This is a genomic window from Citrobacter sp. 172116965 (assembly GCF_013458095.1).
In the GTDB taxonomy this organism is placed as follows: domain Bacteria; phylum Pseudomonadota; class Gammaproteobacteria; order Enterobacterales; family Enterobacteriaceae; genus Citrobacter; species Citrobacter braakii.
Genome location: NZ_CP046673.1, coordinates 1,648,011 through 1,671,513 on the forward strand (window position 1 = coordinate 1,648,011; position 23,503 = coordinate 1,671,513).

General features: G+C 52.6%; 21 protein-coding genes and 1 riboswitch. Of the genes, 12 read left to right on the forward strand and 9 right to left on the reverse strand.

The features are described 5' to 3' along the window. Nucleotides 1–544: 544 nt before the first annotated feature. The 3 genes from uvrB to nhaC all read left to right on the forward strand — a co-directional run bounded on the left by uvrB (nucleotide 545) and on the right by nhaC (nucleotide 5,575). A complete protein-coding gene (gene uvrB, locus GPJ68_RS07800; protein ID WP_016152344.1) occupies nucleotides 545–2,566 on the forward strand; it encodes an excinuclease ABC subunit UvrB in 2,022 nt (673 codons plus the stop codon). A gap of 315 nt (nucleotides 2,567–2,881) precedes the next feature. Beyond that, complete coding sequence (locus GPJ68_RS07805; RefSeq protein WP_047501285.1) at nucleotides 2,882–4,093, forward strand: PLP-dependent aspartate aminotransferase family protein; 1,212 nt, start codon at nucleotides 2,882–2,884, stop codon at nucleotides 4,091–4,093. A gap of 15 nt (nucleotides 4,094–4,108) precedes the next feature. Next, the gene (gene nhaC, locus GPJ68_RS07810) at nucleotides 4,109–5,575 is read left to right on the forward strand and encodes a Na+/H+ antiporter NhaC (RefSeq protein WP_049043054.1); all 1,467 of its coding nucleotides are present in this window, start codon (nucleotides 4,109–4,111) and stop codon (nucleotides 5,573–5,575) included. 64 nt (nucleotides 5,576–5,639) lie between these two features. Here the strand turns inward: nhaC and yvcK are convergent, their stop codons facing one another. Next, nucleotides 5,640–6,548, reverse strand: coding sequence for a uridine diphosphate-N-acetylglucosamine-binding protein YvcK (yvcK, locus tag GPJ68_RS07815; protein WP_016152345.1), 909 nt, complete (start codon nucleotides 6,546–6,548; stop codon nucleotides 5,640–5,642). A gap of 392 nt (nucleotides 6,549–6,940) precedes the next feature. Then, nucleotides 6,941–7,086: riboswitch (molybdenum cofactor riboswitch) on the forward strand. On the opposite strand from yvcK, the gene moaA reads away from it, so the two are divergent. The 6 genes from moaA (at nucleotide 7,074) to GPJ68_RS07845 (ending at nucleotide 10,521) form a co-directional block, all read left to right on the forward strand. Further along, nucleotides 7,074–8,063, forward strand: coding sequence for a GTP 3',8-cyclase MoaA (moaA, locus tag GPJ68_RS07820; RefSeq protein ID WP_016152346.1), 990 nt, complete (start codon nucleotides 7,074–7,076; stop codon nucleotides 8,061–8,063). Its footprint overlaps the riboswitch before it by 13 nt. A gap of 19 nt (nucleotides 8,064–8,082) precedes the next feature. Beyond that, nucleotides 8,083–8,595 (forward strand): molybdenum cofactor biosynthesis protein B, encoded by a 513-nt coding sequence (gene moaB / locus GPJ68_RS07825; RefSeq protein WP_016152347.1) that lies wholly within the window; start codon nucleotides 8,083–8,085, stop codon nucleotides 8,593–8,595. Between the two features lie 2 nt (nucleotides 8,596–8,597). After that, on the forward strand, nucleotides 8,598–9,083 hold the full coding sequence (moaC, locus tag GPJ68_RS07830; RefSeq protein WP_003035188.1) for a cyclic pyranopterin monophosphate synthase MoaC: 486 nt from the start codon (nucleotides 8,598–8,600) through the stop codon (nucleotides 9,081–9,083). After that, nucleotides 9,076–9,321, forward strand: coding sequence for a molybdopterin synthase sulfur carrier subunit (gene moaD, locus GPJ68_RS07835; protein WP_016152348.1), 246 nt, complete (start codon nucleotides 9,076–9,078; stop codon nucleotides 9,319–9,321). The genes moaC and moaD overlap by 8 nt, the downstream gene beginning before the upstream one ends. Before the next feature lies 1 nt (nucleotide 9,322). Beyond that, nucleotides 9,323–9,775 (forward strand): molybdopterin synthase catalytic subunit MoaE, encoded by a 453-nt coding sequence (gene moaE, locus GPJ68_RS07840; RefSeq protein WP_016152349.1) that lies wholly within the window; start codon nucleotides 9,323–9,325, stop codon nucleotides 9,773–9,775. 41 nt (nucleotides 9,776–9,816) lie between these two features. Next, nucleotides 9,817–10,521 carry a Bax inhibitor-1/YccA family protein gene (locus GPJ68_RS07845; protein ID WP_104651550.1) on the forward strand — a complete coding sequence of 235 codons (705 nt, stop codon included), beginning with the start codon at nucleotides 9,817–9,819 and terminating at the stop codon, nucleotides 10,519–10,521. Between the two features lie 39 nt (nucleotides 10,522–10,560). Here the strand turns inward: GPJ68_RS07845 and GPJ68_RS07850 are convergent, their stop codons facing one another. Genes GPJ68_RS07850 through GPJ68_RS07860 form a run of 3 tightly spaced genes read right to left on the reverse strand, consistent with a single transcriptional unit; the run spans nucleotide 10,561 to nucleotide 13,522 of the window. Then, nucleotides 10,561–11,523, reverse strand: coding sequence for a YbhN family protein (locus GPJ68_RS07850; protein ID WP_016152350.1), 963 nt, complete (start codon nucleotides 11,521–11,523; stop codon nucleotides 10,561–10,563). Further along, on the reverse strand, nucleotides 11,523–12,764 hold the full coding sequence (clsB, locus tag GPJ68_RS07855) for a cardiolipin synthase ClsB (RefSeq protein WP_080859036.1): 1,242 nt from the start codon (nucleotides 12,762–12,764) through the stop codon (nucleotides 11,523–11,525). Before clsB ends, GPJ68_RS07850 begins: the two co-directional genes overlap by 1 nt. Then, entirely contained in the window at nucleotides 12,761–13,522 is a 762-nt protein-coding gene (locus GPJ68_RS07860) for an endonuclease/exonuclease/phosphatase family protein (RefSeq protein ID WP_016156057.1), read from the reverse strand. The genes clsB and GPJ68_RS07860 overlap by 4 nt, the downstream gene beginning before the upstream one ends. 131 nt (nucleotides 13,523–13,653) lie before the next feature. Here GPJ68_RS07860 and GPJ68_RS07865 point away from each other — a divergent pair, with 131 nt between their 5' ends. Beyond that, nucleotides 13,654–14,064, forward strand: a complete 411-nt coding sequence (locus tag GPJ68_RS07865; protein ID WP_016152353.1) for a YbhQ family protein — start codon at nucleotides 13,654–13,656, stop codon at nucleotides 14,062–14,064. Here GPJ68_RS07865 and GPJ68_RS07870 read toward each other — a convergent pair. Genes GPJ68_RS07870 through cecR form a run of 5 tightly spaced genes read right to left on the reverse strand, consistent with a single transcriptional unit; the run spans nucleotide 14,026 to nucleotide 19,667 of the window. Then, nucleotides 14,026–15,132, reverse strand: coding sequence for an ABC transporter permease (locus GPJ68_RS07870; RefSeq protein ID WP_008784194.1), 1,107 nt, complete (start codon nucleotides 15,130–15,132; stop codon nucleotides 14,026–14,028). The two genes, GPJ68_RS07865 and GPJ68_RS07870, sit on opposite strands and share 39 nt — an antisense overlap. A 10-nt stretch (nucleotides 15,133–15,142) precedes the next feature. Continuing rightward, a complete protein-coding gene (locus tag GPJ68_RS07875; RefSeq protein ID WP_046274635.1) occupies nucleotides 15,143–16,276 on the reverse strand; it encodes an ABC transporter permease in 1,134 nt (377 codons plus the stop codon). Then, the gene (locus GPJ68_RS07880) at nucleotides 16,269–18,005 is read right to left on the reverse strand and encodes an ATP-binding cassette domain-containing protein (RefSeq protein ID WP_104651552.1); all 1,737 of its coding nucleotides are present in this window, start codon (nucleotides 18,003–18,005) and stop codon (nucleotides 16,269–16,271) included. The genes GPJ68_RS07875 and GPJ68_RS07880 overlap by 8 nt, the downstream gene beginning before the upstream one ends. Beyond that, entirely contained in the window at nucleotides 17,998–18,993 is a 996-nt protein-coding gene (gene hlyD, locus GPJ68_RS07885) for a secretion protein HlyD (protein WP_016156061.1), read from the reverse strand. Before hlyD ends, GPJ68_RS07880 begins: the two co-directional genes overlap by 8 nt. Further along, a complete protein-coding gene (cecR, locus tag GPJ68_RS07890) occupies nucleotides 18,990–19,667 on the reverse strand; it encodes a transcriptional regulator CecR (RefSeq protein ID WP_016152358.1) in 678 nt (225 codons plus the stop codon). The genes hlyD and cecR overlap by 4 nt, the downstream gene beginning before the upstream one ends. A gap of 221 nt (nucleotides 19,668–19,888) precedes the next feature. On the opposite strand from cecR, the gene rhlE reads away from it, so the two are divergent. Together rhlE and dinG are read left to right on the forward strand one after the other, a co-directional pair. Continuing rightward, nucleotides 19,889–21,232 (forward strand): ATP-dependent RNA helicase RhlE, encoded by a 1,344-nt coding sequence (rhlE, locus tag GPJ68_RS07895; protein WP_047415258.1) that lies wholly within the window; start codon nucleotides 19,889–19,891, stop codon nucleotides 21,230–21,232. Nucleotides 21,233–21,328: 96 nt separating this feature from the next. Further along, a complete protein-coding gene (dinG, locus tag GPJ68_RS07900) occupies nucleotides 21,329–23,479 on the forward strand; it encodes an ATP-dependent DNA helicase DinG (protein ID WP_046274637.1) in 2,151 nt (716 codons plus the stop codon). The last annotated feature ends 24 nt before the right edge of the window (nucleotides 23,480–23,503 follow it).

Here is a 23,503-nt window from a genome sequence, read left to right on the forward strand (position 1 = left end):
CCGGCCATTCCAGGCCGCTTCGTTAGCTGATAAATATCAAAAAATAGCGATAAATTTTTTTTATCCCTCCGGAAAAGGGAGTGAGGGCGTTTTTGCCAGGCTACAGTCCATACGGGCTGGAGGCAGTTATCCACTATTCCTGTGGATAACCTTGTGTATTAGAGTTAGAAAACACAATGTAAGCGAGAGAAGACGCGGCCTGCGACTAAATTGATGCGAAAGACGGCTCGGGATAATAGTCATTAAATTACAGAATGTTAGATAAAATCAATGGCTGTCGCAGAAGTGTCATGCGTTGCCACAAAACTTTCATCGGGCGGCTTGACAAATGTTAAAAAAGTCATTGCTTTGGGGATAACACGTTTTTGCTGGTGTTTTATCTTGTCTGAGGCCAAATTTTAGCCTGCGGTCACGGTCATTCTGATGGCGTATCAGAAATATTCTGGTGCGTTACTGTTTTTTCATCCAGTATATTTTACTGGCAAAATATACGACTGCGAGTAAAATTACACACCTGCCCGCCCATTGCTTCAGGTAGCTGCTCATGAGTAAACCGTTCAAACTAAATTCCGCTTTTAAACCCTCTGGCGATCAGCCTGAGGCTATTCGCCGTCTGGAAGAAGGGCTGGAGGATGGTCTGGCGCATCAGACGCTGCTGGGGGTGACGGGCTCGGGGAAGACATTCACCATCGCTAACGTAATTGCGGACTTGCAGCGGCCTACCATGGTGCTGGCTCCCAATAAGACGCTGGCCGCGCAGTTGTACGGTGAGATGAAAGAGTTCTTCCCGGATAACGCGGTGGAGTATTTCGTCTCCTACTACGACTATTATCAACCGGAAGCCTACGTACCAAGTTCTGACACCTTCATCGAGAAGGATGCCTCGGTTAACGAACATATTGAGCAAATGCGTCTGTCGGCGACCAAAGCGCTGCTGGAACGTCGGGATGTCGTTGTCGTCGCGTCAGTTTCCGCTATCTATGGTTTGGGCGATCCGGATCTGTATCTGAAAATGATGCTGCACCTGACGGTGGGGATGATTATCGACCAGCGTGCGATTCTGCGCCGCCTGGCGGAACTGCAATATACCCGCAACGATCAGGCATTTCAGCGCGGAACCTTCCGCGTGCGTGGTGAAGTGATCGACATTTTCCCGGCTGAATCCGACGATATCGCGCTGCGCGTGGAACTGTTTGATGAAGAGGTCGAACGTTTATCGCTGTTTGACCCGCTTACCGGGCAGGTTGAATCCACGATTTCGCGCTACACCATCTATCCTAAAACGCACTACGTGACGCCGCGCGAACGTATCGTGCAGGCGATGGAAGAAATCAAAGTTGAGCTGGCAGAGCGGCGTAAGGTCCTGCTGGCAAATAACAAACTGCTGGAAGAACAGCGGCTAAGTCAGCGTACGCAGTTCGATCTGGAAATGATGAATGAGCTGGGTTACTGCTCGGGGATTGAAAACTACTCCCGCTATCTGTCCGGGCGTGGCCCCGGCGAGCCGCCGCCGACGCTGTTTGATTACCTGCCTGCCGACGGCCTGCTGGTGGTGGATGAATCCCACGTCACTATCCCGCAAATTGGCGGAATGTATCGTGGTGACCGGGCGCGTAAAGAGACTCTGGTCGAATACGGATTCCGTCTGCCGTCGGCGCTGGATAACCGTCCGCTTAAATTTGAAGAGTTTGAAGCGCTGGCCCCGCAGACCATCTACGTCTCAGCGACGCCGGGCAACTATGAACTGGAGAAATCCGGTGATGACGTCGTCGATCAGGTAGTACGACCGACCGGCCTGCTGGATCCTATCATTGAGGTACGCCCGGTGGCGACGCAGGTTGACGATCTGCTGTCTGAGATCCGCATCCGTGCGGCGATTAACGAACGTGTGCTGGTCACTACGCTCACGAAACGGATGGCAGAGGATCTCACCGAATACCTCGAAGAGCACGGTGAGCGGGTGCGCTATCTGCACTCAGACATCGATACCGTGGAACGTATGGAAATCATTCGTGACCTGCGTCTGGGCGAGTTTGACGTGCTGGTGGGTATCAACCTGTTACGTGAGGGTCTGGATATGCCTGAGGTCTCACTGGTGGCGATTCTGGACGCAGACAAAGAAGGGTTCCTGCGTTCTGAACGTTCGCTTATTCAGACCATCGGTCGTGCGGCGCGTAATATCAACGGGAAGGCTATTCTCTACGGCGACAAAATTACCGCCTCAATGGCTAAGGCGATAGGTGAAACTGAACGCCGTCGTGAGAAACAGCAGCTCTACAACGAAGAACACGGTATTACGCCGCAGGGGCTGAACAAGAAAGTGGTCGATATTCTGGCGCTGGGTCAGAATATTGCGAAGACTAAGGCGAAAGGCAAAGGGAAGTCACGCGCAGGCGCGAAGTCTGAAATTGTCGAACTGGATATGACGCCAAAAGCGCTGCAGCAGAAGATTCATGAGCTGGAAGGGCAGATGATGCAGCATGCGCAGAATCTTGAATTTGAAGAGGCTGCGACGATCCGCGACCAGTTGCATCAGCTGCGCGAGTTGTTTATCGCGGCATCGTAAGATTGTTTCCACTTTCCAATTCGCCATCGCGTAAATGCCATGGCGATTGGAAAAATACAGAATGTATTATCATTTATAATTATATTATTCGTTTTTCTATTGCCATTTATTTTTCTTAAAATTAATGCACTCACTCTAATTGATTCTTTGCTGAATTGATTTTTGTTTTTCAGCTTTGTGAACCTCATCGTTTTATTCTTTACATTTCTGACGATTCTTTCAGCATTTTGGCAGCAAGCAAAAGGCTGTCATTGTTCCTTTTTTTATAATTGTCCTGTTATAGAAATTTCCCTGACGAAAATATAAAGGAAAATTATGAAAGAGATAATATGCAATTACGCTGAGAATGATTATGCCGTTCAGGACGCCATGATATGTTCTGGCGTTGGTGAACAACACCAGAAAAATTTTGGTGCAGTCAGCCCTCCGCTAGTAAAAACCAGTCTGTTTGTGCAGCAGAGCTATCAGCAATACTGTGATGATATGCAGCACGAAGCTGAACGTTACATCTATTCCCGGGGGCTTAACCCAACAACGGAACTGTTAGAGCATAAACTGGCAGCGTTGGAGCGTGGCGCGGCCTGCAAAGTTTTTGGCTCGGGCATGGGCGCGATAAGTGCAACATTGTTTGGCCTGCTGAAAAGTGGCGACCATATTATTCTGGTGAATAATGTTTATGGTCCAACAGTTGTGCTGGTGAAGCAAATGCAACAACGCTTTGGTATTGACTATGACATTGTTCTCAGTGGCGATGTCGAGGATATTCGGCAGAAAATAAAGCCGAATACTCGCATGATATACACGGAATCCCCAGGAACAATGACCATGCGAGTTGTGGATCTGCAGATGATAGCAGAGTTGGCGAAAGAGAATAATATTATTACTGCCATTGATAATACATGGGCTACGCCACTCTTCCAAAAGCCATTGACTCTTGGTTTCGATTTAGTGCTCCACTCTTGTACTAAATATATCGGCGGTCACAGTGATTTAACGGCGGGTGCTGTGGTAGGCGCAAAAGTCTATCTTGATATTATTCGTGATTTTTCACATCAGCTTCTTGGCGCAGTGCTGGCCCCGGATAGTGCATGGCTAGTGATTCGCGGTTTACGAACGTTACCGCTGCGCATGAGACAACATCAGAATAATACCTATGCAATTCTTACTTTTCTCAATAGCAGAGCAGAGGTTGAGAATATCTGTCACCCCCTTATGGCAGATGCAAAACAACGTGAAATTGTTTCACAACAAATGTTTGGTACTTCTGGTCTCATTAGTTTTGAACTTAAAGATGGCAGTTTTGAAAAAGTTAAAGCCATCATTGATAGTTGTAGAATTTTCAAACCGGGGTGCAGTTGGGGGGGATATGAAAGCCTGATTATTTCTCCAAATCGCGGTTATAACCAGGATGTAATATGCAAAGATGGGATGGCGCCTGGTTTAATTAGGATTTCAATTGGACAGGAATCTCCAGAGATGTTAATCGCGGACTTAGAGAATGCGTTTGATTCTATAAAAACATATTAATAGCGGGAAAATAACATGGTAAGCACAAATAAGCAACCGAGCTTTTATGCAGCATTGATGTTATTAGTGGCTATTTTTCTGGTTTTCTTTATAGGTATTGGGATTTTAAATTATCCAGTTGAATTTATCTTAATTGTTATTACGATTATTACAGGTTTTTTTGCCAGATACTATGGCGCGGGCTGGAAGGAAATTCTCCAGACTTTTATAGAAAAAATAAAAGATGCCGTCCCTGCGATGTTAATTCTACTGTCGATCGGTATGTTGATTGGATGCTGGATGGTTAGTGGTACCATTCCGTTAATGGTCTATTATGGCCTGGAAATTATCAACCCAGCTTACTTATATCTTACAGCTTTTTTAGTGACGGTTTGCATCTCGACATTTACAGGCACTTCATGGGGTTCCGCAGGAACAATTGGTGTGGCGTTGGTTGCCGTTGCTGCGGCGATGAATGTGTCATTGCCGATTACTGCTGGAGCCGTTATCTCCGGTGCCTATTTTGGTGATAAATTATCTCCTTTATCAGATACCACAAACATGGCCGCGTTAGCTGCGGGGGCTGAGCTTTATCAAAGTATTAGAAATATGTTGTATACATCGGTTCCTGCTTTTTTGTTTGCCTGCCTGGGGTTTTATATCGCGGGGTTAGATTTAAATGTGGTAAATTCAATCCAACTAGATACTATCCCGGTCATGAAAAAAGCGCTAAACTCATTATTCTGGCTTAACCCTTTATTAATATTACCGACATTGCTGGTCTTTATTGGTGCGATAAAAAAATGGGATACCATTATTGTTTTGATCGCATCTTCTTTTTTTGCTCTGGCAATATGCGCAATTTTTCAGCCGTTTACCATGATGGACCTTGTTCAAGCATCGATTAATGGCTTTAATACCAATATGATCAGCAATTTTTCAGATGTCGCGATGAATGAATCTACGACTAAAAATATTAATATATTGCTTAATCGTGGCGGTATGTATTCAATGGTTAGCCCAATTGTGGTTATGCTTTGTGCATTTATGTTCGCTTCGGCACTTGATGTTTCTGGTGGCCTTAATGTACTGCTTGGGCGACTGGTTCAGAAATTAAAAACGGTGACCAGTACTCTGTTGGCGACAATGTTCACAAGTTCTTTATTAGTTGCCTGCACTGGCAATGCAGTCATCAGTTTCTTTCTGGTGAAGAATATTTATGATCCTTGTTTTAAAAACAAAAAATTGCATATGGTTAATATGTCCCGATCAATGGAGTCTGGAGCCACGCTACTTGAAGGGCTTTTCCCTTGGACAATATCTGGTATGTTCATGGCGAAGACGCTGGGGGTAGCGACGCTGGATTATGCACCCTGGGTTTTGTTCAATTTAAGTTGCCTGGTTATGGCCGTATTCTTTGCCATTCTTGCCCGGTGGTCTAATTTTGGCACAAGATACGAAGAGCCAATATCCGCCGAGCAGGTACCTGTGCTGAGAGGTTAATGCAGTAAGCTACAAGTACAATCCTCATTACGATGAGGATTGTATGCTAATCACGCACTTGAGATTACCCCAGCGCCTGTACCGCTTTCTCCAGCGCGTAATGCAATAGCTGGCGGTCATGGCGGTAGGGAATGTCGCTGGCTTCCAGCACTTCCTGAATAACAACGCGGTCGGTAACGGTGGATACATCCACTTTCGGGCCCACAACCACCGCATCAATCACTTTCCTGCCAACGTACTGTTCAATGATTGCCAGCTTATCGTTAAGCGTCAGGCTGGCTGCTGGCAGGCTTAATTCACGACCCAGATTGCCGATGTAGACCATCGGGGCAGGTGTGCGACGTAATGCCTGCGCCAATTCGTCGAGCAGCAGGAGCGGCATCAGGCTGGTGTAAAAACTGCCGGGTCCGATCAAAATCAAATCCGCTTCGGCGATAGCTTCAACTGCCTCCCGCGTGGTGGGGACTTTTGGCGACAGCATCAGTTCCTGAGGCGGGATGGTGAGCTGATCGATATTCACTTCGCCATAGACTTCATGTCCCTGATCGTCGATAGCCATCAGATCCACCGGCAGCTCCGACATCGGAATTAAATGCGCGTCAACTTTCAGCAGACTACGAATTAAATTGATGGCTTCCAGAGGCCGCACGCTGAGGTGATCGAGCGCCTTTAACATCAGATTTCCGAGGTTATGCCCGGAAAGCTCACCATTACCGCCAAAACGATACTCAAACATGGCGGATGCAACGCTGGGTTGAGTAATTAACTGGTTCAGACAGTTACGCATGTCTCCCCAGGCAATGCCTCCTTCAGAGCGACGAATACGACCTGTCGACCCGCCATTATCGGTCGTGGTGACGATCCCCGTCAGGCGTGAGCCTAAAGGGGAAAGAGAGGAGAGAACGCGTCCCAGTCCATGCCCTCCGCCGAGAGCGACAACGCGGTCCAGATCTGCCAGCGTGCGAGTGCGCATATATTTTCCTGATATCAATTGATCGGCGCTACAGTAACGTAAATAGTGTGTTTTCAGCAATTATCCAGGCGGAATCTGGCGTAATTTTTTTCTGCGATCTACTCCTTTCTGACGAGATGCACCTGCCGGCAAGATGATGTATATCAATGCAAAACTGTGGTTTTTGCTTATTCTGTAGCGAAATTGCACGATCATGTCGCTATGTATGTGTTTATACAGCGAAAGTGTACATGGCAAAAGCGTCATTTACACGCTAGTATCGGCATAACCACAATGTACTCTGAATAATTTGAGTTGCAGGAAGGCAGTGAGGGAGAGAATCCCCCGTAAGCGGACATAAGTACGTGACTGGGGTGAACGAATAAAGCCCACGCTTCTGCAATTTGAAGTATGACGAGAATAAACACTCTAGCCTCTGCACCTGGGTCAAATGATACGGTGCTTTGGCCGTGACAATACTTGAATAAGTTTGTCACCAGGGCGTAGGAAGAAATGACTACGTCTCCCGTATTTGGAAAGGTGTACATGGGCTCTCAACTTACCGATGCTTTCGCACGTAAGTTTTACTACTTACGTTTGTCGATTACCGATGTGTGTAACTTTCGTTGCACCTACTGCCTGCCGGATGGCTATAAGCCCGGCGGTGTCACCAATAACGGCTTTTTGACCGTTGATGAAATTCGCCGCGTCACGCGCGCGTTCGCCAGTCTGGGAACGGAAAAAGTGCGTCTGACAGGGGGCGAACCTTCATTGCGTCGCGACTTTACCGACATTATCGCCGCCGTGCGCGAAAACCACGCCATCCGTCAGATTGCGGTGACCACTAATGGTTATCGTCTGGCGCGTGATGCCGCTGCCTGGCGCGATGCCGGACTGACCGCACTGAACGTCAGCGTCGACAGCCTCGATGCCCGTCAGTTTCACGCCATTACCGGGCAGGACAAATTTCAGCAGGTGATGGCAGGCATTGACGCCGCCTTTGATGCGGGTTTTGAAAAAGTGAAAGTCAATACCGTGCTGATGCGCGACGTAAACCATCATCAACTGGACACCTTCCTGGCGTGGGTTCAGCCCCGTCCTATCCAACTACGCTTTATTGAACTGATGGAAACGGGCGAGGGCAGCTCTCTCTTCCGTAAACACCATATCTCAGGCCAGGTCCTGCGCGATGAGCTGCTGCGTCGCGGCTGGATCCACCAGATCCGACAGCGCAGCGACGGCCCGGCTCAGGTTTTCTGTCATCCTGACTATGCTGGTGAAATTGGTCTGATCATGCCTTATGAGAAAGACTTCTGCGCCACCTGCAACCGTCTGCGCGTTTCCTCTGTCGGCAAACTGCATCTGTGTTTATTTGGTGAAGGCGGCGTAAGCCTGCGTGATTTGCTGGAAGATGACGCTCAGCAGTCGGCGCTGGAAGAACGCATTTCAGCCGCGCTGCTGGAGAAAAAGCAGACTCATTTCCTGCATCAGAACAATACCGGTATTACGCAAAACTTATCTTACATTGGCGGCTGATCGCTAAAAGGAGTTTTTCATGAGTCAGGTAAGCGCTGAATTTATCCCGACACGCATTGCTATTCTTACTGTTTCCAACCGTCGCGGCGAAGAAGATGACACCTCCGGCCATTATCTGCGTGACTCGGCGCAAGAGGCGGGGCATCAGATTGTCGACAAGGCGATTGTCAAAGAGAACCGCTACGCCATTCGCGCCCAGGTTTCTGCATGGATTGCCAGTGAGGATGTGCAGGTTGTGCTCATTACAGGCGGCACGGGCTTAACCGAAGGGGACCAGGCGCCAGAAGCGCTGCAACCGCTATTCGACAGAGAAGTCGAAGGGTTTGGTGAAGTATTCCGTATGCTGTCGTTTGAAGAGATTGGCACCGCGACGCTGCAATCCCGGGCGATTGCCGGAGTGGCCAACAAAACGCTGATTTTCGCCATGCCGGGGTCGACTAAAGCGTGTCGTACCGCATGGGAAAATATCATTGCGCCGCAGCTCGATGCCCGTACGCGTCCGTGTAATTTCCACCCACATTTGAAGAAATAAGTATGTCGCAACTGACTCATATTAACGCCGCTGGCGAAGCGCATATGGTGGATGTCTCCGCCAAAGCGGAAACCGTACGCGAGGCGCGTGCAGAAGCATTCGTTACCATGCGTAGCGAAACGCTGGCGATGATTATCGACGGCAGCCACCATAAGGGCGACGTTTTCGCCACGGCGCGTATTGCCGGTATTCAGGCCGCCAAACGGACCTGGGATCTTATCCCGCTGTGCCATCCGCTGATGTTGAGCAAGGTTGAAGTTAATCTGCATGCCGAGCCGGAACACAACCGCGTACGCATTGAAACGCTGTGTCGCCTGACCGGGAAAACCGGCGTCGAAATGGAAGCGTTAACGGCGGCCTCCGTGGCAGCGTTGACCATCTACGATATGTGCAAAGCGGTGCAAAAGGATATGGTGATTGGTCCGGTGCGTCTGCTGGCTAAAAGCGGCGGCAAATCGGGAGATTTTAAGGTGGATGCGCATGATTAAGGTTCTTTTCTTTGCTCAGGTACGGGAATTGGTGAACACGGATGCGATAGAAGTCGCCGCTGAGTTTGCAACGGTAGAAGCGCTGCGCCGGAGTCTTGCGGCAAAAAGCGATCGCTGGGCGTTGGCGCTGGAAGACGGCAAGCTGCTGGCCGCGGTAAACCAGACGCTGGTCAGTTTTGACCATCCCCTTAATGCGGGTGACGAAGTGGCTTTCTTCCCACCGGTAACCGGAGGCTAAGATGGCTGAAACGCGAATTGTTGTTGGTCATGCGCCGTTCAGCGTCGGGGAAGAGTATCCCTGGCTGGCCGAACGCGATGAAGATGGCGCGGTGGTCACTTTCACCGGTAAAGTCCGCAATCACAATCTCGGCGATAGCGTGCAGGCGTTAACGCTGGAACACTATCCGGGAATGACCGAAAAAGCGCTGGCGGAGATTGTCGACGAAGCACGTGCGCGCTGGCCGCTGGGACGAGTAACGGTCATTCATCGCATTGGCGAACTGTGGCCGGGTGACGAAATCGTTTTTGTTGGCGTGACCAGTGCGCATCGCAGCAGCGCGTTTGATGCCGGGCAGTTCATTATGGATTATCTGAAAACCCGCGCACCGTTCTGGAAGCGCGAGGCCACGCCAGAAGGTGAGCGCTGGGTTGATGCCCGCGACAGCGATAAGCTAGCAGCAAAACGCTGGTAGAGTACAATTGGTGTAGGCTCATACTGATTCAGGAGATTGTCATGGACCGATTCCCACGATCCGATTCTATTGTACAGGCCCGTTCCGGCCTGCAAACGTATATGGCGCAGGTGTACGGCTGGATGACCTGCGGACTGTTGCTGACGGCGTTTATCGCTTGGTATGCGGCAAATACGCCCGCGGTGATGATGTTTGTCTTCTCCAGCAAAATCACTTTCTTTGGACTGATCATCGCCCAGCTAGCGCTGGTGTTCGTCCTGTCCGGCGTGGTGCAAAGGCTCAGCGCGGGAATGGCGACCACGCTGTTTATGCTCTATTCGGCATTAACCGGGCTGACGCTATCAAGCATTTTTATCGTCTATACCTACTCGTCTATCGCCAGCACCTTCGTGGTCACCGGCGGGATGTTCGGGATCATGAGTTTGTACGGCTACACCACCAAACGCGATCTCAGCGGTTTCGGCAATATGCTGTTTATGGCGCTGATCGGTATTGTGCTGGCCTCGCTGGTTAACTTCTGGCTGAAGAGCGAAGCGCTGATGTGGGCGGTGACCTATATTGGGGTGATTGTGTTTGTCGGCCTGACCGCTTATGACACGCAGAAGCTGAAAAACATCGGTGAGCAGATCGACCTGCGTGACAGCTCCAATCTGCGTAAATACGCGATTCTTGGGGCCTTAACGCTGTATCTGGACTTCATCAACCTGTTCCTGATGCTGCTGCGTATCTTCGGCAATCGTCGTTAATTCTCTGTTGCCGGATGGCGTAAGCCGCCATCCGGTGAATCATTTCGCCATCGCCTTCTCGTTTTTTACCCGCAACTTTTTCGCCCGACTCTCCAGCAGCAAATAGCACATCAGCGCCAGCAGCAGCGGAATAAAATAGTACAGCACGCGATACGCGAGCAGGGCGGCAATGATTGTCCCCTGAGAGGTATTCTCTCCTGCCAGCAGCGCCATAAAGACCGCCTCCAGCACACCAATCCCCGCCGGAATATGCACGATAACACCGGCGATACTGCTCACCAGCAGCACGCCCAGCACGAAGAAATAGTTGATATTCTGACCCAGCAACAGCCAGATAATCGCCCCCATTACCATCCAGTTAGTACCGGATATCGCCATTTGCGCGAGGGCAAATTTCCAGGAGGGCAGTACCAGTTTTTGGCCCTTGATGGTGATGTGGCGATGTTTAGCGAAAGCGCAAAACCACAGATAAACAACAATCATCAGCAGCAGCGCAATGCCTAAGAGGCGTAGCGTACCTTCATCGATATACCAGTGCGCGGGCAGTTCAACAACGCCGAAGGTGAAAATAAAACCGCCCAGCAGAATATAGCCCAGCCAGTTGGTGGTAATGCTCAGTGAAAAAATTCGCGTAATTGTGCTCCCCGGTAACCCGAGACGCGAGTAGAGACGATAACGCATCCCAATACCGCCCACCCATGTGCTTAACGTCAGGTTGAAGGCGTAACAGATAAACGACACCAGCATGACCTGGCGTTTTGCCAGCTTGTGCCCGCAGTAGTAGCGCCCGAGCAGGTCATAGCAGCCGTAAAGTAAATAACTGACGATCACCAGCCCTACGGCGCTGAGCAGGGCGATCCGATTGTAATCGCGAATTACCGTCCATACTTCCTGCCAGTTGACCTTACTGGCATAAACGACCAGCAATACGATGACTGCAATAAAAAATAGCCATGTGAGGATCTTTTTCGCTAAGCGCCAGCGTCGGTGGTTTTTTGGCATCAGGTTTCCCCTCCTGCATCCTCAGTTGGAATACGATCCTGGGTTTCCAGAGTTGGCTGTGCGGGTGGTTCTACCTCGGCCAGATGCGGGGTATGCGCCGGTAGCCAGCCGACCAGCGCCGGGAAGTGGCGTAAAAAGTGGAAGGCCAGCACGCTTTTGGTCAGGTTCCACCAGGTGCGTTTTGGCAGCATTGATTCATCAACTCGCTTGCAGTCCTGCGCAATAATGGGGTTCAGGTTGTCACGCAGGGTCTGGTTAAACGTGCGGTCATGAATAATAAGATTCGCCTCCAGATTGAGCGACAGACTGAGCGGGTCGAGATTGCTGGAACCTACCGTCGCCCAATGATCGTCCATCAGCGCGACTTTACCATGCAGGGGCTTACGCCGGTATTCATAGACATGGACGCCGCCTTTAACCAGATAGTTATACAGCAGGCGGGCACCCACTTTCACAATCGGCATATCCGGTTCACCCTGGACGATGAGTTTTACCCGAACGCCGCGTCGCGCAGCTTTTCGTAGGGCATGCAGCAGGCGATAACCCGGAAAGAAATAGGCATTGGCAATGATCACTTCCCGCCGGGCCTGGGTCAGCATTTTCAAATAGTGGCGTTCAATATCATCGCGATGCTCTTCGTTATCGCGCCAGACAAACAGCGCCTGCGCTTCGCCAGGCCGATGATTCTCAATTGCCCGGTGATGACGTCGCCACCAACGTCGTACGGCGCTCTGTCCCGGTAAGTTCTCCAGCACGAATTTCAGGATGTCGGCCACGACTGGACCTTCCACGCGAACGGCGTAATCCTGCTTGGCCTCGGGACCGTAATCAGACATGTGTTCAGCGGAATAATTGATGCCGCCGACAAAGGCAACACGGTCATCAATGACCACAATTTTGCGATGCATACGGCGAAAGAGATTGGTACGCATACCGAACAGACGCGGGCGCGGATCGTAGTAGCGGAAAACAACGCCAGCTACGGTCAACTCTTCGACAAAACTGTCGCTAAGATCCGGCGAGCCGTAACCGTCCAGCAGCACCTCTGCTTTGATTCCGCGCTGGGCGGCTCCGAGCAAGGCGGCATGCAGCTGTTTTCCGACCGCATCTTCAAACCAGATAAAGGTCTCAAGGATAATTTTTTGCTGTGCCTGTTCAATGGCGTCAAAGACGGCGGGATAGTATTGATCGCCGTTTTCCAGCAGTTGAATTTGATTGCCTTCACGCCAGCCATTTTTCATAAATGAATCTCCGCACTCAGGGGGGCATGATCGGACAAATGTCGCCAGTGACGCAGCGCCAGCGTCGTTGGGGTACTGGCATTCGCGTTTTTCACGTAGATCCTGTCCAGACGCAGCAGGGGAAACTGCACCGGAAACGTCCGCGCCGGGCGACCGTGGGCGCGGGTAAAAATCTCGTCAAGGCCGGCCCTGGCTTTCAGCGGGTGATTGGCCGTTTGCCGCCAGTCGTTAAAATCTCCGGCGATCACCACAGGCTCCGCGTCGGGCAGGGCATTGACCCAGTCAGCCAGCATAGCGAGCTGGGCCTGACGGTGTGCTTCACGCAAACCGAGATGCACGCACATGACATGAATTGGGTGCGAGAGCATTGGCGGCACGATGCGGCAGTAGAGGACCCCGCGCTTTTCACTCGCGCCGACGGACACATCGCGATTTTCATAATGTTCAATAGGATAACGCGACAACACCGCGTTACCGTGATGCCCTTGCGGGTACACGGCGTTACGCCCGTAGGCGAAGTCGCTCCACATGGTGTCCGCCAGAAATTCGTAGTGGGTGGTATCCGGCCAGTTCTCAATCTGCAGCGAGTGAGCATCGTGCGCGCCCATAACTTCCTGTAGGCACACAATGTCTGCACCGACCGTTCTGACAGCCTCCCGTAGCTCAGGCAAAATAAAACGCCGGTTGAAGGCGGTGAACCCTTTGTGAGTATTAATGGTGAGCACATTGAATGAAAATTGAACTCCCGATCCGCTCATGAGCCTCCCGTTGGCGTCACTTCCTAAATAAAATAGTGTAGTCGTCGTCACAAAAAGATGCGGTGTTGCGGAATTTTCCGTAAAGTCCGGTACTCTGAATAATTAGTTGAAAATCCTTCAGGAGAAAAGCCATGAGGTGGCAACAACGTGTTCGTGTCGCAACGGGTCTAAGTTGCTGGCAGATTGTGTTGCATTTACTGGTAGTGGCGTTGCTGGTAATGGGCTGGATGAGCGGTACGCTGGTGCGCGTCGGCCTGGGATTATGCGTCGTTTACGGCGTAACGGTTTTATTAATGCTGGCCTTGCAACGTCACCATGAGCAGCGCTGGCGCGACGTAGCTGATGTGCTGGAAGAACTGACTACCACGTGGTATTTCGGTGCCGCGATGATCGTACTGTGGTTGCTGTCGCGCGTGCTGCAAAACAACGTCTTGCTGGCCCTGGCGGGGCTGGTGATCCTTGCCGGACCCGCCGTGGTCTCGCTGTTGGCGAAAGACAAAAAGCTACATCACCTTGCGTCTAAACATCGCATACGCCGCTGAGCCGGTCGTGGCCGCTATTACCAACAGCGGCCACAAACTTCCCCACACAATCTGCAGACTCGCATCCTTCAGGTAAATCTGTTTCGTGATGTCCGTAAAATGGCGGATTGGGTTTATCCACGTCAGATTCTGTAGCCAGACCGGCATATTTTCGACCGGCGAGACGTAGCCTGAAAGTAAAATCGCCGGCATCATAAACACAAACACGCCGATAAACGCCTGCTGCTGGGTGGCGCACAGTGATGAAATCAGCAGACCAAAGCCGACCAGCGACAGCCCGTAAATCACCATCGTGAAATAGAACAGCCCCAGTGAACCGGCAAAGGGGATGTGATAAGCCCAGATGCCGATCGCCAGCACAATGGTGGCCTGAAACGTTGCCACAATTAACGCGGGCACCGCTTTACCGATGAATATCTGCCAGGTGGTAAGCGGGGAGACCAGCAGCTGATCCAGCGTGCCTTGCTCGCGCTCGCGGGCAACCGAGAGCGAAGTGACGATCATGACGCCGATGGTGGTGATCATGGCGATCAGCGACGGAACCACAAACCATTTGTAATCCAGATTCGGGTTATACCAGTTACGCACCACCAGCTCGCTGTTGTTCGGTTTCGGCTTGCCGTCCATCAGCTCCTGCTGATACTCCTTAACGATCTGCTGCAGATAATTCGCGGCAATTTGCGCACTGTTAGAGTTACGCCCGTCGAGAATAATCTGCATGGGAGCCTGCTGGAAGGTATCCAGATTACGCGAAAAGTTGGCCGGGAAGCGCACCAGCAACAGGGCTTTTTGCGTGTCGATGGTGGGCTGGATCTCCTGCGGGCTTTTCAGCAGCAGAACGTGCGTAAAGGCGCTGGCGCGAGCGAAGCGCTGGGTTAGTTCCACCGAATGTTTACCGTTGTCTTCGTTATAGATAGCGATAGTGGCGTTGGTGACTTCCAGCGTGGCCGCGAACGGGAACAGAATAACCTGAATCAGCACCGGTAAAATCAGAATGGCTCGCGTCTGCGGTTCACGTAACAGCGATTGCAGCTCTTTACGAATTAATGTCCATAAGCGATGAAACATGCCCGTCCCCTTAATCCAGCCGACGTTTGGTTTTAAGCCACGTCAGGCCAATAAACATCACCGCCGAAGCGATTAAAAACAGCACGTTGATAATCAGCACCACCGGAATATTTCCCGCCAGAAACAGGCTTTGTAGGGTGCTGACGAAATAACGAGCCGGAATAATATAGGTTACTGCCCGGATAATCGCCGGCATGCTGTCTATCTGGAAGATAAAACCCGACAGCATAATCGAGGGCAGGAAGGCGGCGTTTAGCGCGACCTGCGCGGCGTTAAACTGATTGCGGGTGATGGTGGAGATAAGCAACCCCATGCCGAGCGTGCTGAGCAGAAACAGGCTGGTAATAAAAAACAGGATCAGCAACGAACCGCGATAGGGCACGCCGAGAATAAACACCGACACCAGCATACACAGCAGCATCGCCAGCATGCCCAGAAAGTAATAGGGGATCAGTTTGCACAGCAGCAGTTCTACGCGGGTGACTTCGGTAGACAACAGCGCTTCCATGGTTCCGCGCTCCCATTCGCGCGCCACCACTAATGAGGTGAGGATAGCGCCAATGACCGTCATGATGATGGTTACCGCCCCGGGAATAATAAAATGTTGGCTGATGGCCGCCGGGTTAAACCAGTAGCGGGTCTGCACGTCGATCAAAGGTTCAAATGATTCTCCGCGATCTTCCGCCCGCTGTTGTTGCCAAACCTGCCAGATGCCTTCGACATAACCCTGTACAAAGTTAGCGGTATTCGGTTCACTACCGTCGGTGATCACCTGAATTGGCGCCACGTCGTTGGGTCGCGCCATCTGCTGGGCGAAATCCACCGGGATCACCACCAGCCCGCGAATGCGCCCGGCCTGCATTTTCTCAATCAATTCCTGACGGTTATCGCTGATGGTGGCGTCAATATACGGTGAACCGGTCATGGTATGGGTAAAATCCAGCGCCTCTTCGCTTTGCTGTTCGAGCAAAATCCCTACCCGCAGCTTGCTGGAGTCGAGGTTGATCCCGTAGCCGAAGATAAACAGCAGCAGCAGCGGGATCACCACCGCAATCAGCCAACTGCTGGGATCGCGGACGATCTGGCGCGTCTCTTTCACACACAGCGCGCGTACGCGACGCCAGGAGAGAACGGAGTTACTCATGCGTATGCTCCTTATCCCAGTCATTGATTAGCGTGATAAAGGCCTGTTCCATGGTCGGGTCTGGCGTCTCACTGTCAGCTGCCTGAGCTTTCAGGTCGTCCGGCGTACCGCTGGCAATCAGTTTTCCGCGATACACCAGCCCGATGCGATCGCAGTATTCTGCCTCATCCATAAAGTGGGTGGTCACCATCACCGTGACGCCTTTTTCCACCATGCTGTTGATATGTAACCAGAACTCCCGACGGGTGAGGGGATCGACCCCGGAAGTGGGTTCATCGAGGAACAGAATGTCGGGTTCATGCATCAGCGAACAGGCCAGCGCCAGGCGCTGTTTAAAGCCCAGCGGCAGTTCGTCGGTGGCGTGGGAGGCGATACTCTTCAGGCCGAATGCCTCGCTCATCCGCTCGATTTTCTCCTTCTGCGCCCGACCGCGCAGGCCGTAGACGCCGGAGAAAAAGCGCAGATTCTGTTCAACCGTCAGGTTGCCATACAGGGAGAATTTCTGTGCCATATAACCCAGATGCTGGCGCGCTTTACCGGAGCTGACCTTCAGGTCCATGTCCAGCACCAGCGCTTTACCCGAAGTGGGGACCAGCAGGCCGCACATCATTTTAAAGGTAGTGGATTTGCCCGCGCCGTTGGGTCCTAACAAACCAAAAATCTCGCCGCGCTGCACGGCAAAGTCTACGTGGTCGGTAGCGGCAAAATTGCCAAATTTTTTGGTCAGCGCTTTGGCTTCGATCACCGTTTCACCTGGCGTGCCTTCCACGGTATGCAGGATAGCGCCCAGCGGGGACTCCGATGTTCCGGCCCCGCCGAGTAAATCGATAAAGGCATCCTCGAAGCGGGGGGCGGTTTCGTTGATGGTTATCTCCGGCATGCCGTCAGCGTTTTGAATCTGCTGGGCCGTCGCTTCTTTTTTCAGGATTAAGCGGACGGATTTCCCCTGAATCATCCCGTCGCTAACCTGCGGCAGTTTTAACGTGCGTTGCAGCAGTCGGCGGTTATTTTCCTGCGAACTGCTCATCAGGAAGCTGCGACCCGACATGGTTTGCGTAAGCTGAGTGGGATCGCCCTGATACAGCAATTCACCTTCGTTCATCAGCAGCACATCACGGCATTGTTCAGCTTCATCCAGATACGAAGTGCTCCAGAGGATCAGCATGCCGTCCCCGGCCAGCTCATGAACCATTTGCCACAGTTCGCGACGGGAAATAGGGTCGACGCCTACGCCAGGCTCATCCAGCAGTAACACGCTGGGTTCACCGACCAGCGTACAGGCAAGTCCGAGCTTCTGTTTCATGCCGCCGGAAAGCTTGCCGGCCAGGCGTCCGGTAAACGGCCCCAGCGAGGTAAATTCCAGTAGTCGGGCAAAGGTTTTTTCTCGCGCTTCACCGGTAACGCTACGTAAATCTGCATAGAGATTAAGGTTCTCCATGACGGTCAAATCTTCATACAGACCAAATTTCTGCGGCATGTACCCCAGTACCGCATGCAGCGCGCTGTCGTCTTTGATGGGATCAAAACCAATTACCGTTGCGCTACCGGCGTCGGGTTTCAACAGCCCTGCCAGCATTCGCATCAGCGTGGTTTTGCCAGCGCCATCCGGCCCGACCAGCCCGGTCACGTAGCCCGCATGAACGGTACAGTCGAGCGGGGCGACGGCCGGTTTATCCATTCCGGCAAAGTTTTTCGTCAGTCCATTCAGCGTAATGACGGCGTCATTCATGCCGTGCCTCATCGCTGAACTTTATCGTTACCGGCATTCCCTGGCGCAGCGCATCGTCCGCGTCGGTCACCACAATACGCAGGCGATAAACCAGGTCGGTGCGCAGGTCAGGGGTCTCGACTGTTTTTGGGGTAAACTCGGCGGTGGGCGACACGAAGCCGATTTTACCGTGATACGGTTTGTCCGGACGGCCATCGGTGTAAAGCAGGATTTCGCGTCCTGGCTGCGCCTGGCTCAGATTTCGTTCATCAACGTAGGCGCGAACCCATACCGGACGCGTGAGTGACAGCGTCAGTACCGTGCCCCCTTCGTTCAGCATGCTGCCGGGTTCGACCGCACGGGTGAGTAACGTGCCGTCAGACGGCGAGGTCAGCGTGGTGTCATGCAAATTAAGCTCTGCCTGGGCCAGCTCGGCCTGAGCTTGTTCGAGCGTGGCTTTCGCCTGCTCGATGTCCTGCACACGATTACCGCTGCGGTATTGGCTGAGTTTATCCTGTGCGGATTTCAGAGAGGCCAGCGCCTGATCGCGTGATGAACGGGCGTTTTCCAGATCGTTGGCGGAGATAGTGCGGCTTTTCCACAATCCTACCTGCCGATTGTAAAAGTTTTGCGCGTAATCATAGGCTGCCTGCGCCTGTTTGACTGCCGCTGCGGTTTGCGCGATCTCTTCTTCACGATACCCTGCCAGCATCAGATCGTATTGCGCCTGCGCGGCGGCAACATTCGCTTTTGCCTGCATTAATGCGTTTTCATACGGTGCACGGTCCAGTTCGCCCAGCACCTGACCGGCGGTAATGGCATCGCCTTCGTCAACCGCCAGCGAGGCCAGCCTGCCGCCGACGCGAAAACTCAGGTTGACGCTACGGATATCGACATTGCCGTACAGCGTCAGACCGTTATCTTGCCGACTTTGATACCACCACGTTCCACCGGCAATCACGGCAACGAGGGCCGCGATGACCAGCCCGAGAACGACAGGTTTTTTCATGACTCCAGACTCCTTTGCGTTAAACCTTGCAGAATAAGATCGATGTGACAGGTGATCGTTTGGTCAATCAGCGCGGTTTTATCCTCATCAAATTGTGACCAGCCCGTACGCAACAGAATGGTTTCTTTCCCCAGACGAAAGGCCAGTACCTCGCCGAGTAGGGCGTGGGTGTGCAGGATCATTTGGGTATCGTTGGCATCGCCGCCGGTATAGGCAGCAATCAGGCGCGTCAGGTGAGTATGTAGCGGATTGATAACCTGGTCGTGCACCAGTTGATAAGCCGCGGTGGGGGAAAGCTGTTCGCGCGAAATAAATTTGCTCAGGTTAACGGTATCGTCCTGGGTTAACAGCATGATCATATTTTTGCAGGCGCGGAGGATCAGTTCGCGCATCGCGCCACGATCCGGTTCCGGCTGAGCAAACAGACGCTCGGCTTCTTCAGCGTGCGGGCGAAACTGTGAGCCGATAAAATCCGCAATCCACTGGGCGCAGGCGAGATATAAATCCTCTTTTGAGCCAAAATAGTAGGTGATGGCAGCAATATTTTGCCCGGCCTGCGCGGCGATATCGCGAGTAGTGGCGTGCAGACCATACTCGCCAAACTGCGCCAGCGCGGCGGCAATGAGCTGATTTTTCGCCTGTTCACCTTTGGTTGTCATGGTGGGTGTATTCATAGCACGACTCAGATCTTAATCAATCGATTGATTAAGATTATGACTGATGTGTAACCTTGTCCAGTCCGGACCGTTATTTTTCAGCGCAGGGATAATTTATGCGGCACATCACAAAAACTGCTACACTCCGCCCCTTCATGACATTGTGGTTTTTGTCATCTTTATTATATGTATCTCCCTGAAAACGACACCGGTAACGGTCAGGGTGGTTCGGAGTTGTTATGTCTTTTGATTCCCTTGGTTTAAACCCTGATATTTTACGTGCCGTTGCCGAGCAGGGTTACCGTGAACCTACCCCTATTCAGCAGCAGGCGATCCCTGCCGTGCTGGAGGGCCGCGATCTGATGGCCAGCGCCCAGACCGGTACGGGGAAAACGGCAGGTTTTACCCTGCCGCTGTTGCAGCACCTGATTACCCATCAGCCGCATGGCAAAAGCCGTCGTCCGGTGCGTGCGCTGATCCTCACGCCAACCCGCGAACTGGCGGCCCAGATTGGCGAAAACGTACGTGATTACAGTAAGTATCTGAATATTCGCTCGCTGGTGGTCTTCGGCGGCGTGAGCATTAACCCGCAGATGATGAAGCTGCGCGGCGGTGTGGATGTGCTGATCGCCACGCCTGGTCGTTTGCTCGATCTGGAACACCAGAATGCGGTGAAACTGGATCAGGTTGAGATTCTGGTACTGGATGAAGCTGACCGCATGCTGGATATGGGCTTTATTCATGATATCCGTCGCGTTCTGGCGAAACTGCCGGCGAAACGCCAGAACCTGCTGTTCTCAGCAACGTTCTCTGATGATATTAAGTCGCTGGCCGAAAAGCTGCTGCACAATCCGCTGGAAATCGAAGTGGCGCGCCGTAATACCGCGTCAGAGCAGGTGACTCAGCACGTTCATTTTGTTGATAAAAAGCGTAAACGTGAACTGTTGTCGCAGATGATCGGTCAGGGCAACTGGCAGCAGGTGCTGGTGTTTACCCGAACCAAACATGGTGCGAACCATCTGGCGGAACAGCTGAATAAAGACGGCATTCGCAGCGCGGCGATCCACGGTAATAAATCTCAGGGGGCGCGTACGCGTGCGCTGGCTGATTTTAAATCCGGTGATATTCGTGTGCTGGTGGCGACCGATATTGCCGCGCGCGGTCTGGATATTGAAGAGCTGCCGCACGTGGTGAACTACGAGCTGCCAAATGTCCCGGAAGATTACGTGCACCGTATTGGTCGTACCGGTCGTGCGGCCGCTACCGGCGAAGCGTTGTCTCTGGTGTGCGTCGATGAACACAAGCTGCTGCGTGACATCGAGAAGCTGCTGAAAAAAGAGATCCCGCGAATTGCGATGCCAGGCTACGAGCCAGACCCGTCCATCAAAGCCGAGCCGATCCAGAATGGTCGCCAGCAGCGTGGCGGCGGTGGTCGCGGTCAGGGTGGAGCTGGGCGTGGTCAGCAGCCGCGTCGTCAGGATGGCGGTGCGCCAAAAGCGAAACCGCGTAGCGGCGAAGGCAAACCGGCGGGCGATAAGCCTCGTCCACCGCGCCGTCCGCGCAAACCGTCTACAGCGCAGTAATTGCGAGCCCGGCCGAAAGGTCGGGCTTTTCTTTTTGCGACACGTATCAGAAAGTGCCACAATAGTGGCTGTTTATACAGTATTTCAGGTTTTCTCATGGCACTAACGGCTGCGCTAAAAGCGCAAATTGCCGCCTGGTATAAGGCGCTTCAGGAACAGATCCCCGACTTTATTCCCCGTGCGCCGCAGCGGCAGATGATTGCTGACGTCGCGAAAACGCTCACTGGGGAAGAAGGGCGGCATCTGGCAATTGAAGCGCCGACCGGGGTGGGGAAAACGCTGTCGTACCTGATTCCCGGTATTGCCATCGCGCGTGAAGAACAAAAAACGCTGGTGGTCAGTACCGCCAACGTTGCTTTACAGGATCAGATCTACAGCAAAGATTTACCGCTGCTGCGCAAAATTATCCCCGACCTGCGTTTTACCGCCGCGTTTGGTCGCGGGCGTTATGTCTGCCCGCGTAATTTAGCGGCGCTGGCCAGTAGCGAACCCAATCAGCAGGATCTGTTGGCCTTTCTCGACGATGACCTGACGCCCAACAACCAGGAAGAACAAAAGCGCTGCGCCAGGCTAAAAGGCGATCTCGACAGCTACAAGTGGGACGGGCTGCGCGATCACACGGATATCGCTATCGACGACGGACTCTGGCAGCGCCTGAGCACTGATAAAGCCAGCTGTTTGAATCGTAACTGTCACTACTATCGTGAATGCCCCTTTTTTGTCGCCCGCCGTGAGATTCAGGAAGCCGAAGTGGTGGTGGCTAACCACGCGCTGGTGATGGCGGCCATGGAAAGCGAAGCTGTTTTGCCTGAGCCGAAGAACCTGCTGCTGGTCCTTGATGAAGGTCACCATTTGCCGGACGTCGCGCGCGATGCGCTGGAGATGAGCGCAGAAATCAGCGCCCCTTGGTATCGACTGCAGTTGGATCTGTTTTGCAAATTAGTGGCCACCTGCCTGGAACAGTTTCGTCCAAAAACCACGCCGCCGCTGGCGAATGCCGAGCGTCTGAACGGTCACTGTGAGGAACTGTATGAGCTGATTTCATCGCTCAATAACATTCTTAATCTGTATATGCCTGCGACCCAGGAGGCGGAACACCGCTTCGCGATGGGCGAACTGCCTGCGGAAGTGATGGAGATTTGTCAGCGTCTGGCGAAGCTAACAGAAATGCTGCGCGGTCTGGCGGAACTGTTCCTCAACGATCTCAGCGAAAAAACCGGCACCCACGATATTGTGCGTCTGCATAGGGTTATTTTGCAGATGAATCGGGCTTTGGGCATGTTTGAGGCGCAAAGCAAACTGTGGCGGCTGGCTTCGCTCGCGCAGTCGTCAGGCGCGCCGGTGAGTAAATGGGCGACGCGCGAAGTGCGTGACGGGCAGATCCACGTCTGGTTCCACTGTGTGGGGATCCGTGTGAGCGATCAGCTTGAACGACTGCTGTGGCGCAGCGTACCGCATATTATCGTGACCTCCGCCACGCTGCGTTCGCTCAACAGCTTCTCGCGTTTGCAGGAGATGAGCGGGCTGAAAGAAAAAGCAGGGGACCGGTTTATCGCGCTGGATTCACCGTTTAATCACGTTGAGCAAGGCAAAATCGTCATTCCGCAGATGCGCTACGAACCGTCAATTGATAACGAAGAGCAGCATATCGCGGAAATGGCCGCCTATTTCCGCGAACAGCTGGAAAGTAAAAAGCATCAGGGCATGCTGGTACTCTTTGCCAGCGGTCGGGCAATGCAGCGTTTTCTTGAGCACGTTACCGATCTGCGCCTGCTGTTGCTGGTACAGGGCGACCAGCCGCGCTATCGACTGGTGGAGCTGCACCGCAAGCGGGTGACCAACGGCGAGCGTAGCGTACTGATTGGGCTGCAATCTTTTGCCGAAGGTCTGGATTTGAAAGGCGACTTGCTGACCCAGGTGCATATTCACAAAATTGCTTTTCCGCCTATCGACAGCCCGGTGGTGATCACCGAGGGCGAGTGGCTGAAAAGCCTGAACCGCTACCCCTTTGAGGTGCAGAGCTTGCCCGCGGCGTCATTCAATTTGATCCAGCAGGTTGGGCGACTCATTCGTAGCCACGGCTGCTGGGGAGAAGTGGTTATTTATGACAAGCGTTTATTGACCAAAAGCTATGGCAAGCGTTTACTGAACGCATTACCCATATTTCCGATAGAGCAACCTGCTGTGCCAGACGTTATAGTAAAACCAAAAGAAAAAGCGAAACCCACGCGTCGCCGTCGGCGTTAACGATGCGAGCAACAGGCAAGGAGT